This is a genomic window from Bradyrhizobium sp. MOS001 (genome assembly GCF_004634465.1).
GTDB classification, from domain to species: Bacteria; Pseudomonadota; Alphaproteobacteria; order Rhizobiales; family Xanthobacteraceae; genus Bradyrhizobium; species Bradyrhizobium barranii.
This window is the reverse complement of sequence record NZ_SPVJ01000001.1, coordinates 436,434-454,042: the sequence shown is the minus strand read 5'-3', so window position 1 is coordinate 454,042 and position 17,609 is coordinate 436,434. Positions and strand designations below refer to the sequence as shown.

Below are 17,609 nucleotides of genomic sequence, written 5' to 3'. Positions count from 1 at the left end.
TTGTTTGGCAAGCGCGCCGGGCGATCAAGTCGGCGTCAAATGTGTCCCGCTCTGAGCCACAAGCCGGCTCTGGCGTGGTCCGAGCGGGTTGATCAGCCTCTTCCGACACGCAATAAGCACGACCATGAATCTTCCTGACACCGGTCTACCCAATCACTTCGAGCTGCTCGCCACCGATGGCGCCGCGCGCACCGGGCGCCTGACCACGCCGCATGGCGTGGTGCGGACGCCGGCCTTCATGCCGGTCGGAACCGCCGGCGCCATGAAGGGCATGCACTGGCGCGAGGTGCGCGAGGCCGGCGCCGACATCGTGCTCGGCAACACCTATCATCTGATGCTGCGTCCCGGCGCCGAGCGGATCTCGGCGCTCGGCGGCCTGCAGCGGTTCACCGGCTGGAACGGGCCGATGCTGACGGATTCCGGCGGCTTCCAGGTGATGTCGCTGTCGGACCTGCGCAAGGTCACCGAGAACGCCGTCACATTCCGTTCGCATATCGACGGCGCCAAGGTCGAGCTGTCACCGGAGCGCTCGATCGAGGTGCAGCGCTTCCTAGGCTCCGACATTGCCATGCAGATGGACGAATGCGTACGGCTGCCGGCCGAGCGGGACGACATCGAACGGGCGATGCGGCTGTCGCTGCGCTGGGCCGAGCGAAGCAAGCGCGCATTCGAGAGTGCGCCCGACGGTTACATGCTGTTCGGCATCGTGCAGGGCGGCGACGTGCCGCAGCTTCGTCACGCCAGCGCCGAAGGCCTCGTCGCAATCGGCTTCCACGGCTATGCGATCGGCGGACTTGCCGTCGGCGAGCCGCAGGCGGTGATGCTGGCGATGATCGACGAGACCGCACCGATGCTGCCGAGAGAGCGGCCGCGCTACCTGATGGGCGTCGGCACGCCCGACGACATCCTCGAAGCGGTCAAGCGCGGCATCGACATGTTCGATTGCGTGATGCCGACGCGCAATGGCCGTCATGGCGTTGCCTTCACGCGCTTCGGCCAGGTCAATTTGCGCAACGCGCGCCACGCCGACGATCCGCGTCCGCTCGACGAAGCGAGTTCCTGGCCGTCGGCGCGCAACTACGCGCGCGCCTACCTGCATCATCTCGTCAAGGCGGGCGAGACGCTGGGCGCCATGCTGCTCTCCGAGATCAATATCGCCTACTACCAGTTCCTGATGCAGGGCATCAGGGACGCGATCGCACACGGGACGTTCGACGAGTTCTACCAGCGTACGCGCCAAGACTGGGCGAGGGGCGACATCGCCCCGCGCTAGTCAGTTGCAGACGATCCGCTGCTTGACGGCGTGCTTGGTCACGAAGCCATAGCCGCAATTGTCGCAGGTCCAGAGATAGCTGATCATATGGTCAGAGATGTAGGCGGATGCTTCGGCGGCGACCATCGAGTCGGCGCAGACCGGGCAGGTCGGCAACTCGCTGCAACGCGGGGCGCGGTGATGTGCGACGGTCGACAACACTTCAGCGACTGCTGACATCGTGGTGACCTCTCTGGCTTTGAGACCTAAGCCTAACATAGACCGAATCAGTTGACGAGGTCGCAACACAAATGCGTTGGTTTTCTGATAATTACAGCTCACGCGATTTTGCGATGCAGCGTATTTAACATGTGCCGCATTGTCGCTTGCGTGTCGTCCCAAGCTGTCCGTTACTGCACAAGAGACGCTGCAGAAACAGAAATTGTCGTCACAGGGAGTTCATCATGGACGCATCGTCCAACACGGGTGCAGCGCACCAGCCCGGCCGCGGCCGGATCTACTCTTCGATCGTCGAGGCCTTTGGCGACACGCCGATCGTGCGCTTGCAGCGGCTGCCGGGCATGCACGGCGTCAACGCGACGATTTTGGCAAAACTTGAATATTTCAATCCCGCCGCGAGCGTGAAGGACCGCATCGGCGCGGCCATGATCATCGCGATGGAGAAGGCCGGCATCGTCAAGCCTGACACCGTGCTGATCGAGCCGACCTCGGGCAACACCGGCATCGCGCTCGCCTTCGTCGCGGCCTCGCGTGGTTACCGGCTCAAGCTGGTGATGCCGGAATCGATGTCGATCGAGCGGCGCAAGATGCTGGCCTTTCTCGGCGCAGAGCTGGTGCTGACGCCGGCAGCGCAGGGCATGAAGGGCGCGATCGCGACCGCCGAGGAGCTCCTGAAGACGACGCCGAATTCGGTCATGCCGCAGCAGTTCAAGAACCTCGCCAATCCCGAGGTGCACCGCCGCACCACCGCCGAGGAGATCTGGAACGACACCGGCGGCAACGTCGATTTCTTCGTCGCCGGCGTCGGTACCGGCGGCACCATCACCGGCGTCGGCCAGGTGCTCAAGCCGCGCAAGCCGTCCCTGCGGGTCGTGGCGGTCGAGCCGGAGGAAAGCCCGGTGCTCTCAGGCGGCCAGCACACGCCGCACAAGATCCAGGGCATCGGCGCCGGCTTCGTGCCCGACATCCTCGACCGCTCGGTGATTGACGAGATCGTGAAGATCAACTCGACGACCGCAATCGAGACCACCCGGGCGCTGGCGCGGCATGAGGGCATTCCCGGCGGCATCTCCTCGGGCGCGGCGATCGCGGCGGCGCTCCAGATCGGCAAGCGGCCGGAAGCTGCGGGAAAAACCATTCTGGCTATAGTGCCGTCCTTCTCCGAGCGGTATCTTTCGACGGCTCTGTTTGAGGGAATCTAGGACATGACGGATCAACCGAGGCGGCCGCGCACGCTTGGCGATGCGCGGTCGGAGGCCGAAGCGGCGTTCAAGAAGGTGACCGCCAAGGTCGCCGTGGCGCCACCGAAGCCGAACGTGGCGCCGGGAATCAAGGAGCAGGTCACGCTGCGCATCGACCAGGACGTGCTGGAGTTCTTCCAGCAGGGCGGTCCCGGCTGGCAGGACCGCATCAACGAGGCGCTGCGCAAGGCGGCGGGGAAGTAGCGCCTCCTGCCGGGGGCGCCGAAGGGCGGCGCGCCGGCGAACTCAGAGGACCTGCGACAGAAACCGCTGCGTTCGTTCGTCCTTGGCCGCCGTAAACAAGGCTTCCGGCGGCCCGTGCTCGACGATCACACCGCGGTCGGTGAAGTAGACGTGATCGGCGACCTCACGCGCGAAGTTCATCTCATGGGTGACGAGGAGGCATGTCATGCCATCCTCGGCCAGCTCCCGGATGGTGACCAGGACCTCCTTGACCGTTTCCGGATCGAGGGCGGCCGTAACTTCGTCGAACAGCATGATGTCCGGTCGCATCGCCAGCGAGCGGGCGATGGCCACGCGCTGCTGCTGTCCGCCGGAGAGCTCACCGGGATAGGTATCCTCCTTCCCCGCGAGCCGAACCTTGGCAAGCAGCGCCCGGGCGCGCGCTTCGACCTCGGCACGTTTCTGGCCGAGAACATGGATCGGCGCCATCATCACGTTCTGGAGCGCGGTCTTGTGCGGGAAAAGATTGTACTGCTGAAACACCATCCCGACCTTGCGGCGCAGCGCCAGCTTGTCGAGCCTGGGATCGGACACCTCGATGCCTTCGATCTGAATGCTGCCGGACGTGATCGGCTGGAGCGCATTAATGCAGCGGATCAGCGTGGATTTCCCTGATCCGGACGGGCCGATGATACAGATCACCTCGCTCTTTTTGACCGACAGGCTGATGCCTTTCAGGACCTCGAGAGCTCCGAACGACTTTCTGACGTCGACGCATTGGACGATGGGCTGATCCGGAGTCCAGCTCGTGGCCATGCACTGCTTCCTCAGCGTATGCGGAACCGACGCTCGAGACGCGCGGTCCAGAGGTTGATCGGATAACAGTAGAGAAAGAAACACAGCAGCGCGAAACCGTAGAGCGGCGCGAACAGCTCCGGCCTGCCGCCTTCGGCGGCATGCACCTGCGCAGTCAGGGTGAGCATTTCCGAAACACCGACGATCGATGCCAGCACCGTCGACATCGCGACCAGCGCATAGACGTTCATCCAGGGCGGCAGCATGCGCTTGATGCACTGTGGCAGCATGATCAGCCACATCGTCTGGCGCCGTGTGAACGAGAGCGATTCCGCCGCCTCCCATTGCGTCGACGGAATGGAGCGGACGGCACCGCGCACGACCTCGGCGACATTCGCCATGACAGGCAATGCGAAGCCGACCGTTGCCTTGATCCAGTCCGGTAACGGGATGGTGGTCTTGAAGAGGGTGACCTGGAAGGGCACCAGAAACATGACGAAGAACAGCAGCACCAGCCAGGGCGCGTTGCGGAAGAATTGAGTCAGGAGCCAGCTGACGGCGGCGAGCGGTCGAAACTCCGACAACAACCCCAGACCCAGGCCAAGCCCGGCGACGGTCCCCAGCAGCATGGCCAGCAGGGAGATCAGGATGTTGAAGGCGAACCCGCGCAGCAGCAGCGGCGACCACTTCACAATGACTTGCAGCGGGGACAGCACCGCCGGTCCGGTCTGCGCCCACGCGGTGGACGCGGCCATGATGGCGCAGAAACCGAGGATCGCGGCGGCCAGCGGGCCGATCCGAACGGACATCCGGGTCGGCACGGGACGATACGGCAGAAGGACGGCAAGCCTGTGCTCGGGCTGGGCGCCTTTCATCGGGCGTATCCCGGGATGCGCATCGCCCGCTCCCAGCGATGCATCAGCCAGACGAGGACGCCGACAAGGATGCCGTAGGTCGCCAGCAATACGACCATCATTTCGAAGACGTTCTGCGATTCCGACCAGATCTGCTTGACCGCATACAGCGTCTCGGGAACGGCGATCGCGTAGGCGAGGGTGGTCGTCTTGAGCAGGTTGACGAGGTTGTTGTTCAGTGCGGGAAGGCAGACGCGAATGGCCAGCGGAAGGACGATATGGACGTAAGCCTTGAGGCGCGTGTATCCGAGCGCCTCCGCGGCTTCCAGCGTCGTCCTCGGCACCGCCTCGATGCCGGAGCGGAAGATTTCGACGTTGAAGGCGCCCGCGAACAGCGACAGCGAAATGATGGCCCATTGGACGTTGCTCAGCAGCGGAACGCGCATGCCCGCCGCCTCGACCGCCGGGAGCATGGTGCCGAGGCCGAAATAGAAAAAGAAGATCTGGACCAGCGGCGGCGTGTTGCGGAACACCACCACGAAAGCGTTGACGGGCAACCGCAGCAGCATGGACGGACTGCCCTGCAGCAAGGCGCCGACCGCGCCGATGATGAGGCTCAGCAGGATGGTCGTGACGCTCAGAAGCAACGTCATCTTGAGCCCGCCGAAATAGCGGTCCCAATCGTAGGCATCGTAGAATACGGAGAAATTCAGCCCCGTCGTTTCGTAGAGCCGTTGAAACCAGTCGCCGATTTCGTGCATTTTGCGCGACACCAAACTGTTGAGGCGATGCCTCGTATCAGTGCATTGGCTCGACCTGTTCGGAGCGCAAGACGGATCTGGCGCTCCGCTCTGCGCGTCTATTTGTCCTTGTATTGCTCGTGCATGAGCAGCGAATACTCGGTCGGCGTAATGCCCCACTTCTTTTCCGCTGCCACGATGAAGCCGGTCTTCATCCAGTCCTTTGTCATATCTTCGAGCAGCTTCTGAAGGCTGGAATTATCGAGCGCGACAGCGATCATCCATGGCGATGGCAAAATACCTTTCAGGGGCAAGTCGTAGTCCGCCTTCCACTCGTCCTCGAGCAGCTTGCCTTGCAGGAAGGTCTGATCGTAGACATAGCCGATGCAGTTGCCCTGCTTCATGGCGAACAGAGGCTTCTCCGAGCCGTCAAACGCAACGATTTCGGGGCCGTAGGATTTGGCAACGTCCTTGTTGTACCAGGCCCCCGACGTTGCACAGACGGGTTTTCCCTTGAGCTCGGCCCAGTCCTTGATGCCGGACTTCTTGTTGAGAAGGATGTTCACATAGTCCGAATAGTACAGCGGCTCGATGGCTTGAACCACGCGACGGCGTTCCGGCCTGTCCGACATGGTCGCGATCAGCAGGTCGACCTTTCCCTGCTGAAGAAATTCGATCCTGTTGGAGGCCGCGACCGGAACGAGTTCGAGTTTGACGCCGAGGCGTTTGGCAATGTCTGCGGCGAGATCCGGCTCGATGCCGACCACGTTTCCCGTGGGATCGCGGAAGCCGAAGGGCTTGTAGTCAGCCTTGACGCCGACATTCAACGTGCCGCGCTGCTTGATGGCATCGACGCCATCGGCGGCTTGGGCACTGCCAAGCATCAGCAGCGCCGCGATGCCTGTCATCATGGAACGGACAATGTCTCTCATCGGATGACGCCTCCAGGATTGTGATCACGACGCGCGTTGAGCGCGCTTGTTCAAGATACAAGGCTCGTGCCAAACGTCACGAAAAACGGGAGATGGAGAATGGGCTGAGGTCGATCGCGCTTCGACCGCCGGTCACCATCCCGGCGACGACGTTGCCGATACCTGCCGAGTGCTTGAAGCCGTGGCCCGAGCACGCCGAGACGACACAAATCCGGTCCTGGTCGGGATGGCGGTCGATGATGAAGCCCCGATCGGGCGTCACCGTGTAGATGCAGGCAGCCGCCTGCGCGACGCGCGGCGTGGCGCCGGCGAGCCGCCCCGCGACGTGCTTCCGGTACATTTCAACCGATTCCGCGGGATCGACGGTGCGGTCGATGGCGTCGGCCGTCGTGTTGGTCTCGTACTGCTCGGTCGCGACCTTGAGACGACGATCGCCAGGCAGCGGCGGGAAGCCGTAGAGGTAGTCGACATCCGTCGCGCCATGCATCCAGATGAACACAGGGGCGTCGGCGCGATACGCGCTGGTATCGTCGAGCTCGTACCAATGCAGCACCTGCCGCTTCACCGTGAGCACGCGATCAAACGGCGCGCCGAGCAGGTGGGAATTCCAGCCGCCTGCCGACACCACCACCTGGTCCGCCTCGAATGTGCCCGAGGACGTTTCCACCCGAACGGCGGGGCCGCGCTGCGCGATCGAGAGAACCTCGACTCCCGTGCGGATCGTTGCGCCGAGCTGCTCCGCGCGCGTCAGCTGCGCCTTGATGCAGCGCTCCGGAAAAACGTACCCTCCGCCGGGTTCGTAATAGGCCTTCTCGTTGCCCTGGAGATTCAGGAACTGCGGGAAGCGATGAGCCACCTCTCGCCCGTCGATCACTTCATGCGCGATGCCGAAGTCACGCGCGGCCCCAATCGAGCGCGCGACGAAATCCGGCTTGCCGTGGTGCGACGTCTCGCCGACACCGGGCGCTATGACGACGAGGCCGCATGGGTTCAGCAGCTCGGCAGACGTCTCGGCTTCGAGCTCACGCCAGATCCGGTGCGTATCCAGCACCAGGGGCACGTAATCGCGGCCTTCGCCGACCGCCTGCCGGGTGATGCGGGTTTCGCCGTGGCTGGATCCCATCGTGTGGGGCGGGGCAAAGCGATCGAGGCCAACCGCCTTTACCCCTCGCTTGGCCAGTTGATAGAGGGCCGCGCTGCCCATGGCACCGAGGCCGATCACCAGAATATCCGCTTGCTCGCTCATGGATCGGGACTGCTCAATTGTTAGGACGATCCGAAGTCTGCTTTCGGATGCGGCTCTCCTACAAGGATAATTCATATAATGAAGGCAATTTGCATGTTAATATGACTTCTGCTTAAGCTATGGATATGACGCCACCTGTTCCAGACTTGCGAAGCTTGCAGATTGTCGCTGCCGTCGCGGAGTCCGGCAGCATGCTTCAGGCGTCCCGTCAGTTCGGGATGACGCAATCAGCGGTTTCTCAGGCTGTGCGGCGGGCCGAGGCCTCGATCGGCGTCGCGTTCTTCAACCGTAGCCGGAGGCCGCTTACATTGACGCGGGCGGGTCGCATCCTTGCTGGCCGTGTTCGCGATCTGAATCGCGACTTTGACACGTTACTCAGCGCACTCCGGGACGCAGCGAAACTGCCTGAGCGTGTCGATCTGAGGCTCGGCCTCATCGACTCCTATGCCGCCACGGTCGGCGCACACCTCGTCAAGGAGCTCATGACGGGCGAGGTCGCACTGAGTCTGTCCGTTTGGTCGGGCCTTGCTCACTCGCATGCCGAGGCGCTGGTCCACCGAACGATCGACGCGGCGATCACATGCGATGCGATGGATGACCTGTATGATATCGAGCGCTTCCCGTTTTACCGCGAGCCAAATCTGCTGGTGGTGCCGCGCGGATTGGAAGCCGAATTTGCTGACCTTGATTTGCGGGAGATCCTGACCCGGCATCGCCTGGTCCGGTACAGCGAACGCTCCTATGCAGGCGCTCAGGTCGAGCGCCACCTGAGCCGTTTGGGCATTCGCCCACCGCGGGCCTTTGAGTTTGACACCTCGGACAGCCTGGTCGCCATGGTCGCCACCGGGATGGGCGTAGCGATCACCACGCCGCTGTGTCTGTTGCAGGGGCTCGCTCACGCTGGTCAAGTCAGCGCTCTCCCTCTGCCGGGCCCCGGATTTTTTCGTGAGCTGCTTCTGGTGACCCGCCGTGGCGATCTCTCATCACTGGCGCCGCGCATCGCGGAGATGGCTCGGACGAGCATTACGATGCAGGCGATGCCGCGGATCCGGACGCTAGTGCCTTGGTTCACCCAAGATTACTAGCCATTGCCACCACGAAAAAGGCCCGGCTCTCGCCGGGCCTTTTTGCGTTTTGGAGCCGGGTCCCGCCTCAGCGGCGGAACATGCCGCCCATCATGCCGCCGACGACACCGCCGACGAAGGCCGCGCCGGCATCGCCGCCGCCGCTGTTGCGATGCTGAACCGGTGCGCCGCTCTGGGCCTGGGCCGGGGCAGCACGCCGGGCCGGCTTCGCGCTGTCGTCGCTCGCGGTGGCCGGCGCGGCCGCCACGATCTCGGACAGCAGGGCCTTGTGCTGGAGCTTGTTGAGGTAGCCGGTCGACGGATAGCCGCGGGCGGCCTGCCAGCGCTTCAGCACCGAGCGGGTCTCGTCGGTGAAGGCACCGGTCACCTTGGTGTCGAAGCCGAGCCCGGTCAGGCGGCGCTGCACGTCGCGGCGCTGGCCCTTGTCGAGGCCGATCTGGTCCTCGGTGAGCTGGGTGGAGTCGTCGGTGAAGGTGGCGGGATCGATCCCGGAGTTCAGATTGCGGGTCGCCGTGGACGGGCCGCTCTTGATCGCCGCAAGCCGCGCCAGCGCCAGCGCCTTGAACTGGCCGTTCGGATAGGCCGAGAGATAGGCGTTGAGCTCTTCCGGCTTGTTGGATTCCTTGACCGAGCGCCAGTACTCGAGCTCGACACCGTCGGAGCTGCTCGCTGCCGCCGGCACGTTTCCGGAAGCGGTCGGGGCTGCGTTGGCAACCTGCGTCTGCTGCGACGGGTTGAGATAGACCGCGCCGATCAGGTTGGTGTGGCCCCAGGGAAGCTGGCCCTTACGGGTCTCTTCGTTGACCTGGGCGCGCACCGACGTCATCGCCTGCTGGATCTCGACGCCGGGCTTGGTGATGTTGTCGATCAGTGCGCGTGTGAACGGGCTGTTGTTGCCCTCCTGGCCGTCGAGCGCGGTCTGGCCCGGGCCGGTGGCGAACGCGATCAGCGTGCCTTCGCCCGACTTCATCTCGGCAAGACCGCTCTGCACGTTGACGCTGCGCGTTGCCGAGTTCGACTTGATCTTGGCGGCGAACGGATTGTCGCGGCAGGCATCGAGGAAGACGAGCTTGACCTTGGCGTCGCCCATGGTCTGCTCGAGCGTCAGGTCGATATTGATGGCTGCGCCGAGCTTGACGTCCATCTCCGACTTGATGTCGGCGTCGACGGGCAGGAGGTAGTTGCTGCCGCTGACGGCGATGCCGTGGCCGGCGTAATAGAACACTGCGACATCGGAGCCTTGCGCCTTGCGGCCGAAGTCCAGGAGCTTCTCCGTCATCTGGTCGCGGGTGAGGTTGGATCCTTCGATCACCTCGAAGCCGACATTGCGCAGGGTCGCCGCCATCGCCTTGGCGTCGATCGGCGGGTTCGGCAATTGTGCGACGTTCTTGTAGGAGCCGTTGCCGACGACGAAGGCGACACGGCGGTCGGCCTTCGCGGCACTGACCGACAGTGCCATGCACATCAGCGAAACGAGCAGGGTGAGAGTGCGCATCTGAAATCCCCAACAGAATCGAATTGCAGGCAGCAACAAATTGGCAACGAACCTACACGAAGTGCCCGACTTCGCGCCACCAAAACGGCAGTACGTCGTATTCAACCCGCTGCTGTGTGGCCGAATGTGCACGATGGAAAGACCCTCCAACGTGATCCAGATCACACGGCCACTTCGTTTTTGTCGCGTGAGGCTGCGCGCGGGTTCACTGCGCGCGGGCGGGAACCGGGGCAGTCGGCTTCAGGTTCAGGAGATTGCCGCACAGGATCAGCGTCGCGCCGAGCACGGTCCAGGCGTCGAGCCGCTCCGAATACAGCAGCCAGCCGACAGTCGCGGTGAGCGGCACCCGCAGGAAGTCCATCGGCACCACGATGGTTGCATCCGCGTAGCGGAGCGCGCTGGCGAGGCAATAGTGCGAGAATGTGCCGCAGACCCCGATGACGAAGAGCCATCCCCAGAGAGTGGTTGACGGCCAGGTCCAGACATAGAGCGTCGGCAGCAGGCCCACGACCATCTGCACGACGATCATCCAGAACAGGATCGACAATGCGCTCTCGGTCCGGGTCAGCGATTTCGCCAAGATCATGGAAATGCTGAAGCCGATCGCGGCTCCGAGTGCGATCAACTGGCCCGGATTGATCTCGCCGGTGGCGGGCCGCACGATCATGACGACGCCGACGATGCCGAGCGCGATGGCGGCGATCTTCCAAACGGTCATGCGCTCGGACAGAAACGTTGCGGCCAGCACCGCAGTCCAGATCGGCATGGTGAATTCGATCGCGACGACCTGACCGATCCCGATCAGCGTCAGTGCGTAGAACCAGCCGAGCTGCGCGAAATAATGGACCCCGTTGCGCGCGAGGTGCTGGGGCAGGCGTTTGGTCGCGACCGCCTTGAAACCGCCGGCCCGGTAGATGATCGGCAGCAGCAGCGTGAAGCCGATCACCGAGCGCACTTCCATGATCTGGAAGACGTTCAGCTCGCGCGTGGTCTCGCGGCCGGCAACCGCCATGACCAGCATCAGCGCCAGCCAGCCGGCCATCCACAGTGCAGCCATCGTTTTGGACGGTGTCGCGGTCATCGTTGCTGGTGCGGGTGATCGAGCCCGAGGGGAGGGCCGGTATCGGCGACATCGCCGGCGTTTGCAACGGCCAAAACTGCGGATGCAGCGATGCAGGGCGGCGTGCTAAGGCATCATTGAACAACAAGAAAAGGGAGATCTTCGCTCATGCAAATCTTGCAGCCGGCCGAATGGAAGAAACCGCGGGGCTTTTCTCACGGCGTGGTGGCCGAAGGGCCGGGCCGCTGGGTGGTGCTGGCCGGGCAGACCGGCGGCGACGAGACCGGCAATTACGCGCCTGACATGGCGGCGCAGGTCGCAACCGCGCTGAAGCGGATCATCAAGCTCCTTGGCGAGGCCGGAGCCGGTCCGGAGCACATCGTCCGCCTGACCTGGTACCTGACCAGCCGCAGCGAATATGAGGCCGCGGGCGCCGGCATCGGCGCGGCCTGGAAGGAAACGCTGGGGCGCAATTTTCCGCCCTCGACGCTGCTCTACATCGGCGGTCTCGTGGACGAGCGCGCCAAGGTCGAAATCGAGGTCACGGCGTTCGTGCCGAACGTATAAAACGGATAAAAAAAGCCCCGGCGGAATCGCCGGGGCTTTTGGCTTGAACGCGGTCCGCCTTAGCGCGACAGCGAGATGTTGGCGCCGCGGAACTGGCTGTCCGCGCGCATCGTGACGCTCTGCTTGTTGCCGGACGTCTTCAGCGAGATGTTGGCGTTGAAGCCGGCGGTCGAGGCGACCAGGTCGTAGTTTCCGCCGGCGCCGCGGCCCTGGAGCGAGCCGGAGATGTTGCGGCTGGCCTCGGACCAGCTGCCGGCGATGGTGCCGCCTTCAGCCCTGACGTTGGCGCCGAGATTGAACTTGTAGGCGTCGCTGGCGCAGGTCAGCGACATCTCCATCGTCGGTCCGATCGGGGCGTATCTGGCCCGGCAGCGGATCCGCTCGGTCGAGCCGTCATCGAGCGTGACGGTGCCGGCACCGCTCCAGCTCCCCGCCAGCGGGGCGAACGGGCCGGACTGGGCCTTGCTCTCAGAGTTGGCGATCCCCGCCGCAAACAAAACGGCGGCCGCGATCAGCAGCCGCCGGCTTACGACGCTGATCCCGAATTTCTTACTGGCGCGATGCTTCCCACCGCCCGCTGCACGGTATGCCTGCAGATGCTCCATTCCACTTCCCCGATCCGGCGTTGCCGCTGAGTTGACCGTTGGCATATGCACCATTGATCGAAACTTTCACAAGTCCCCCGCTGCCGATGGTGCCGGAAACGTTAGCGCCGGGCGCGGTGATCTTGCCGTCGGCAACCGTCAGCATGGAGCTCGCGGTCGGCTCGCAGGTACCGCTCTTGGTCACGATGGTGACATGCCAGTTGCCGTCATAGGGGGTCTGGGCGAAAGCGGGAGCGGCGAGGGTGATAACTGAAGCGGCACAGAATGCCGTAATGCGACCAAAACGCATGAATTCCGTCCTTGAATCTGTCTGATATGCTGACGCTTATTCGGCCCAAATGTGACGGAAATTTGTTGCATTGCCAAAGCGAAAATTGTTCCAGTGGAAACAATAGTTTATTTGTGTTTCCGGCTCCAATTTTCGAAGCAGAATCAACGCGCCTTCACGTTAAGGGTAAACGTCAGGAGAGACTCCGGGGAAGGACTGCGGAAGGGACTCACGAAAGACTTGGCGCCAAGGTGGCGAACTGCTCGTCCTGAACCTTGGAGGGCAGCGCCTTGTGGACCTTGACGTAGTCGATCACGTCGGCCAGCAGCTTGAGGCCGAGCGGAGCGAGCGCGCGCTCCCAGAGTTCGCGAGCCGTCTCGCCCTTCCTGACGAAGCACCAGTCCTGGGCGGCGATGGCGCCGGCGTCCATGCGGTCGGCAAGATGATAGATCGTGCCGCCGGCGATCGGATCGCCTTCCTTGATGGTCCATTCCACAGCGGCTTTGCCCCGATGACGCGGCAGCAGCGAGGGATGATAGCCGATCCCGCCGTACTTCGCGGCGGCCAGGGCGTCCTTGCCGATCCGGGCGTGGCTGTGGGCGGTGATGATCAGGTCGGTGTCGGGGCCGATTTCGGAGGCGACCACCAGCTTCGGATTGGCCTGGACCGTCACCTCGATGCCAGCCGCCTTGGCGCTCGCCGCGAGGCGATCCTCGGCGTCGGCCACGACGACCCGCACGATCGGGACGCCGTGCTCCCGGAGCATGTTCAGGGTGGTCACGCCGAAATGGCGGGAGCCGACGAGGGTAATGCGCATGGGTGTCCGATCCGTCTCGCAACTGCGTCATCCCCCGATAACACGTCGGTGCGTCCTGTCACCAGCCGCGGGCGGTTTGTGCCGGTTATCAACAATGCACCGGGCGCGGGGCGCGACGGGCTCCGCGATTGCGCAGCCGGCCGTTCCGGTGCTTCCATGCGCGTATTGCACCGTATCAGGAGCGAGCGCATGCGAAGCGCGTGGTTTTTCCTTCTCGCGGCACTGAGCGTAGCCACGCCCGCGCGCGCCGGCGGGCCGTATCCGGCGGTCCCGCCCGAGGTCGGGGTGGCGCCGTTCATCGGTCCGACGTGGGATGCCTATCGTTGCGTCGAAGGGCCGGTCTATAATTTCTACCACGACGCCTATTACGGCGAGGAGCCGCCCGCACTCTATCGCGGCTACGCCTACAGGCCGTACTACCGCTACAGCGCCTACCGCAGGCTGCCGCGCAAGTATTTTTGCGTCACGGATTAGCGTTGCCGGGCGGCCACATCGACAGCAAATGATGTACCCGCCGGTTCCTCTGTTTCATTTCTAACATAAGCAGCCCCCGTGTGCCGCTAGAATGCACTAACCGGGGCTGGCCAAATTTGATTCCGAATCCGTTTTCGAACCCGGCTTTGGCCGCTGGCGAGTGATCGCCAGCGGCTTTTCATGCCAGCGCCATCGCGAAATCATCAAACGGTAACGCGTTCTCAACCTGCCTGTCGTATCGACGAATCCGTCGCGGATTTGTATTGCGTACCGCGACACCAAAAATGTCCCGCCGGCGTGGGTGCGCCGCGGGCTTTTTTGCCGGGACCGATTTCATGCCGAGCGCAATTGAGCAGATCGTGGACGCCTATGTGCGGCTGAAGAACCGCCGTGGGCTGGACGAGCTGATGATGCACAGGCAGCGGCTCGCGGTCGATCTGAAGAGCAGGTCCGGCTATGATTTCAGCCTGCCGATCGGCAAGATCGACGAGGAGATCGCGATCATCGAGGAGGGGCTCAGCCGGCTGAAGGCCCAGTCCGTGGATCCTCGCGGGATACGTCCGATCTGACGCGCTCAGTCGCGCCGGCCACCGTCGATGACGGTGAACAGCGGCCGTGCCTGGGTCGGCTCGACCAGCAGTTCCTCCACCAGCGCGGTTGCCGCATCGACATATTTGCGCGTCGGTTTGTCGAGCTCACGTTTGGCCTCGTCGTCGAGCGCGACCTTTGCGGCCTCGACCAGCTTGCGCATGCGCGCCGCATGGTCGTCGCCCGCCGTCAGCGTCGCGCGCGCCAGCGAGCGCAGCACGAACAGCTCGCCTTCGAGGCGGAGCAGGCGGTCGTTGAGCCTGGAGAGGACTGCGTTGAGATCGGCCATAGCTGCTGTTCGTCGCGGAGGATCCATTCTGATCTAGCGGCGATCGGTGAACGGAATCCAAACGCCATTGGCGCAATTGGGTTGATCTCCGGCGTCTCGTGGCAGCAGCGATGCCGCCGATGTGAGACATCGTGACGTTGCGACGCATCGTTCCAGCGTGGTTCCCGCACCACATGGTGCCCGGGTGGACGTCTGGAGCACGTATGATGCGGTCTATCCTGGCTTTGGTCCTCCTGATTGCAACATGTCTGTCGGCGGCTGCCGCGCCGGCGCATCATGCCCGCCCGCGCCATCACGTCGTCGCCCATCTGCCCGAGGACGCGCCGGTCCCGCCCGGCTGGTACAAATTTCCCGGGTGGCCGCCGATCCCGCCGTCGGAGAACAGGAATCTCGATCCCTCCAATTTCGGCGGCGGTTGATCGAAGCTACGCCGCGGTTCGGGCGAGATAATCGCGGGCGAAGGCGAGATACCAGTCGAGGCAGGCGGGATTGGCCATCGCCTCCCTGTTGATGACCTTTTCGACGGGCTGGCCCAGCAGCAGCTTCTTGATCGGCAGCTCCTGCTTCTTGCCCGAGAGCGTGCGCGGGATCTCGGCGACGGCAAAGATCTCGTTCGGCAGGAATCGCCGGGACAGGCCGGCCTCGATCGTCTTGTTGATCCTGGCCTGCATCGCAGCGTCGAAGGCTGTGCCCTCGCGCAGCACCACGAACAGCGGCATGTAGCTGTCGCGGCCGAGATATTCGAGGTCGACGACGAGGCTATCCAGCACCTCCGGCAGCGCTTCGATCGCGGAATAGAGCTCGCTCGTGCCCATGCGCAGGCCGTGCCGGTTGATGGTCGCATCGCTGCGGCCATAGATGATGCAGGAGCCGTCCGGATTGACCTTGAGCCAGTCGCCGTGCCGCCACACCGGCCCGCGGCCGCTGCCGTCGAAATTGTCCGGATAGGTCTCGAAATAGCTGGCGCGATAGCGCGCATCGCCCCTGTCGTTCCAGAAACGGAGCGGCATCGAGGGCATCGGCTCGGTACAGACGAGCTCGCCGACCTCGTCGATGACGGCGCGGCCCTGCTCGCTGAAGGCTTCGACCGCCGCGCCGAGCAGGCGGCACTGCATCGCGCCCGGCGTCTGCGGCAGTTCGCGGTTGCCGCCGATGAAGGCGCCGGCAAAATCGGTGCCGCCGGAGATGTTCGCCCACCAGATGTCGGCCTGCGCCTTGCTGCCGTTGATTTTCGACAACGCCGCGAAGCGATCGTTGAACCAGGCTTGCGTATCGGCGCTGAGCGGCGAGCCGGTCGAGCCGAGGCAGCGCAGCCGCGACAGATCGCCGGCCGCAGTGAGATCGATCTCGGCCTTGGCGCAGTTGGCGAAGAACGCCGCGCCGGCGCCGAAGAAGGTCGCTTTCGACTGTGCCACGAACCGCCACAGCGTGGTCCAGTCCGGCTTGTCCTTGGTGCCGCCCGGGCTGCCGTCGAAGATGCAGCAGGTGGTGCCGCTGAGCAGGCCGCCGACCTGCGAATTCCACATGATCCAGCCGGTCGAAGAGTACCAGTGATAGCGCTCGCCGAACGAGTTCGCGTGGTAGGAGCAGCCGAGGTCGTTGTGCAGGCCCAGCAGCGCCAGCACCACGATGACGATGCCGCCATGGCCGTGCACGATCGGCTTCGGCAGGCCGGTGGTGCCGCTGGAATAGACGATCCAGAGCGGATGATCGAACGGCAGCCAGGCCGGCTCGAACGCGTCGATCGCGGCGCCTGTCCTTGCGGCGATGTCGGCGAGCCGGGCGTCCGGCGCTGCGGGCGCGGCCTCGCTGTGCAGGATGACGTGCTCGACCGTCGGCAGCGATCGCCGCAGCTCCGCGACGACGTCCTTGCGATCATGCCGGCGGCCGGCATAGGTGACGGCATCGCAGGCGATCAGCACCTTCGGCTCGATCTGCTTGAAGCGGTCGATCACGGCCGGCGCAGCCATATCGGGCGCACAGACGCTCCAGACCGCGCCGATGCTGGCGCTCGCCAGAAACGCGATGATGGTTTCGGGGATGTTGGGCAGGTAGGCCGCGATCCGGTCGCCGGGCTTGATACCCCGATCCTTCAGATGCAGCGCGAGCGCCGCCGCCTTGCGCCGCAGCTCCGGCCAGCTCGTTTCGTTGAGCTTGCCGTCCTCGCCGCTACTGACGATCGCGGGCAGGCCGGCGGCGTCGGCGGCCTCGACATGCCGGAACACCTGCCGCGCATAGTTGACCTGCGCGCCGGGAAACCACACCGCGCCCGGCATCTTGCGCTCGGCGATCACGGCCGCAAACGGCGTCGGCGATTGCAGATCGTAATAGTCCCAGATGCTGCGCCAGAAGCCGTCGAGATCGCGCACCGACCACTGCCGCATCTCCTCGTAATTCGCGAAGGAGAGGCCACGCTGCTCGGCGAGCCAGTTGCGGTAGAGGGCGATCTGGGGAACGAAGGGGGCGGTCATTTGCGTGTCGGCTTCTGTTGCGGGGAGGGGGAGTTTATCCGGTGTCTCGGCGTAGCAGAAGGCGCACCTCGATGGGCGGATGGCAGACATGACGTCGCCTTCTCGCGGCGCATTTCGCCCGAGTCTTGCGTCGTCCTTTTGGTCTCGTCGAAACAAGGGCGCAGGAAAGGCCGGGCGCCGACTGGCACCCGCAGGTCCGTGCGCTGGAGATGCGCGCGCCCGATCCGCCCCTTGTCTCGGGCCAGGGTGTGTCGTGTGCGATAAATCTGAAATTCGGTAAAGTGGAATGCAATTGCGATGAGGGCTTGACGATGGGCGCCCGGTGTCCCGACGGTAGCTACGGGTTGATCGTCTTCATGCAGACCGGCTCACTATTGGGGATGCTCTTGCATTTCCAATTTGAGCCG

The 17,609-nt window shown here is 64.0% G+C and carries 21 protein-coding genes; 8 read left to right on the top strand and 13 right to left on the bottom strand.

Annotation, left to right across the window (positions count from 1 at the left end; genetic code table 11):
* The first annotated feature begins 124 nt into the window (after positions 1-124).
* Positions 125-1,273 (top strand): tRNA guanosine(34) transglycosylase Tgt, encoded by a 1,149-nt coding sequence (gene tgt, locus CT676_RS02195; protein ID WP_085404704.1) that lies wholly within the window; start codon positions 125-127, stop codon positions 1,271-1,273.
* Here tgt and CT676_RS02190 read toward each other — a convergent pair whose 3' ends face one another.
* Complete coding sequence (locus CT676_RS02190; protein ID WP_085404705.1) at positions 1,274-1,492, bottom strand: hypothetical protein; 219 nt, start codon at positions 1,490-1,492, stop codon at positions 1,274-1,276.
* Positions 1,493-1,716: 224 nt separating this feature from the next.
* Here CT676_RS02190 and cysK point away from each other — a divergent pair, with 224 nt between their 5' ends.
* Positions 1,717-2,694: a cysteine synthase A gene (cysK, locus tag CT676_RS02185; protein WP_085404706.1), complete on the top strand. Its 978-nt coding sequence runs from the start codon at positions 1,717-1,719 to the stop codon at positions 2,692-2,694.
* A 3-nt stretch (positions 2,695-2,697) separates the two neighbouring features.
* Positions 2,698-2,937: a BrnA antitoxin family protein gene (locus CT676_RS02180; protein ID WP_028152108.1), complete on the top strand. Its 240-nt coding sequence runs from the start codon at positions 2,698-2,700 to the stop codon at positions 2,935-2,937.
* 42 nt (positions 2,938-2,979) lie between these two features.
* Here the strand turns inward: CT676_RS02180 and CT676_RS02175 are convergent, their stop codons facing one another.
* The 5 genes from CT676_RS02175 to solA all read right to left on the bottom strand — a co-directional run bounded on the left by CT676_RS02175 (position 2,980) and on the right by solA (position 7,483).
* Positions 2,980-3,732, bottom strand: coding sequence for an amino acid ABC transporter ATP-binding protein (locus CT676_RS02175; RefSeq protein WP_085404707.1), 753 nt, complete (start codon positions 3,730-3,732; stop codon positions 2,980-2,982).
* 11 nt (positions 3,733-3,743) lie between these two features.
* A complete protein-coding gene (locus CT676_RS02170; RefSeq protein WP_085404708.1) occupies positions 3,744-4,586 on the bottom strand; it encodes an ABC transporter permease subunit in 843 nt (280 codons plus the stop codon).
* Positions 4,583-5,326 (bottom strand): amino acid ABC transporter permease, encoded by a 744-nt coding sequence (locus CT676_RS02165; RefSeq protein ID WP_085404709.1) that lies wholly within the window; start codon positions 5,324-5,326, stop codon positions 4,583-4,585. Before CT676_RS02165 ends, CT676_RS02170 begins: the two co-directional genes overlap by 4 nt.
* Before the next feature lie 98 nt (positions 5,327-5,424).
* A complete protein-coding gene (locus CT676_RS02160; protein WP_135213698.1) occupies positions 5,425-6,237 on the bottom strand; it encodes a transporter substrate-binding domain-containing protein in 813 nt (270 codons plus the stop codon).
* A 76-nt stretch (positions 6,238-6,313) separates the two neighbouring features.
* Complete coding sequence (solA, locus tag CT676_RS02155; protein WP_135213697.1) at positions 6,314-7,483, bottom strand: N-methyl-L-tryptophan oxidase; 1,170 nt, start codon at positions 7,481-7,483, stop codon at positions 6,314-6,316.
* 119 nt (positions 7,484-7,602) lie between these two features.
* Between solA and CT676_RS02150 the strand changes: the two genes are divergently transcribed.
* Entirely contained in the window at positions 7,603-8,568 is a 966-nt protein-coding gene (locus CT676_RS02150; RefSeq protein ID WP_343287528.1) for a LysR family transcriptional regulator, read from the top strand.
* Between the two features lie 67 nt (positions 8,569-8,635).
* Here CT676_RS02150 and CT676_RS02145 read toward each other — a convergent pair whose 3' ends face one another.
* Positions 8,636-10,063 carry a caspase family protein gene (locus CT676_RS02145; RefSeq protein ID WP_135213696.1) on the bottom strand — a complete coding sequence of 476 codons (1,428 nt, stop codon included), beginning with the start codon at positions 10,061-10,063 and terminating at the stop codon, positions 8,636-8,638.
* Positions 10,064-10,268: 205 nt separating this feature from the next.
* Entirely contained in the window at positions 10,269-11,144 is an 876-nt protein-coding gene (locus CT676_RS02140; RefSeq protein WP_135213695.1) for a DMT family transporter, read from the bottom strand.
* A gap of 147 nt (positions 11,145-11,291) precedes the next feature.
* Between CT676_RS02140 and CT676_RS02135 the strand changes: the two genes are divergently transcribed.
* Positions 11,292-11,690, top strand: coding sequence for a RidA family protein (locus tag CT676_RS02135; RefSeq protein WP_071913733.1), 399 nt, complete (start codon positions 11,292-11,294; stop codon positions 11,688-11,690).
* Between the two features lie 59 nt (positions 11,691-11,749).
* On the opposite strand, the gene CT676_RS02130 is transcribed toward CT676_RS02135, so the two are convergent.
* From CT676_RS02130 to CT676_RS02120, 3 genes are all read right to left on the bottom strand, one after another.
* Entirely contained in the window at positions 11,750-12,295 is a 546-nt protein-coding gene (locus CT676_RS02130; RefSeq protein WP_167767902.1) for a hypothetical protein, read from the bottom strand.
* On the bottom strand, positions 12,240-12,584 hold the full coding sequence (locus CT676_RS02125; protein WP_014495138.1) for a hypothetical protein: 345 nt from the start codon (positions 12,582-12,584) through the stop codon (positions 12,240-12,242). The genes CT676_RS02130 and CT676_RS02125 overlap by 56 nt, the downstream gene beginning before the upstream one ends.
* Positions 12,585-12,792: 208 nt before the next feature.
* Entirely contained in the window at positions 12,793-13,380 is a 588-nt protein-coding gene (locus tag CT676_RS02120; protein WP_063983185.1) for a formyltransferase family protein, read from the bottom strand.
* 189 nt (positions 13,381-13,569) lie between these two features.
* Between CT676_RS02120 and CT676_RS02115 the strand changes: the two genes are divergently transcribed.
* On the top strand, positions 13,570-13,854 hold the full coding sequence (locus tag CT676_RS02115) for a hypothetical protein (protein WP_063986359.1): 285 nt from the start codon (positions 13,570-13,572) through the stop codon (positions 13,852-13,854).
* 335 nt (positions 13,855-14,189) lie between these two features.
* Positions 14,190-14,423 carry a hypothetical protein gene (locus CT676_RS02110; protein WP_135213693.1) on the top strand — a complete coding sequence of 78 codons (234 nt, stop codon included), beginning with the start codon at positions 14,190-14,192 and terminating at the stop codon, positions 14,421-14,423.
* A gap of 5 nt (positions 14,424-14,428) precedes the next feature.
* Here the strand turns inward: CT676_RS02110 and CT676_RS02105 are convergent, their stop codons facing one another.
* Positions 14,429-14,731: a hypothetical protein gene (locus tag CT676_RS02105; RefSeq protein WP_063983186.1), complete on the bottom strand. Its 303-nt coding sequence runs from the start codon at positions 14,729-14,731 to the stop codon at positions 14,429-14,431.
* A 203-nt stretch (positions 14,732-14,934) separates the two neighbouring features.
* Between CT676_RS02105 and CT676_RS02100 the strand changes: the two genes are divergently transcribed.
* Complete coding sequence (locus tag CT676_RS02100) at positions 14,935-15,150, top strand: hypothetical protein (protein WP_244623042.1); 216 nt, start codon at positions 14,935-14,937, stop codon at positions 15,148-15,150.
* Between the two features lie 6 nt (positions 15,151-15,156).
* Here CT676_RS02100 and CT676_RS02095 read toward each other — a convergent pair whose 3' ends face one another.
* The gene (locus CT676_RS02095) at positions 15,157-17,202 is read right to left on the bottom strand and encodes an acetoacetate--CoA ligase (RefSeq protein ID WP_135213692.1); all 2,046 of its coding nucleotides are present in this window, start codon (positions 17,200-17,202) and stop codon (positions 15,157-15,159) included.
* Between the last annotated feature and the right edge of the window lie 407 nt (positions 17,203-17,609).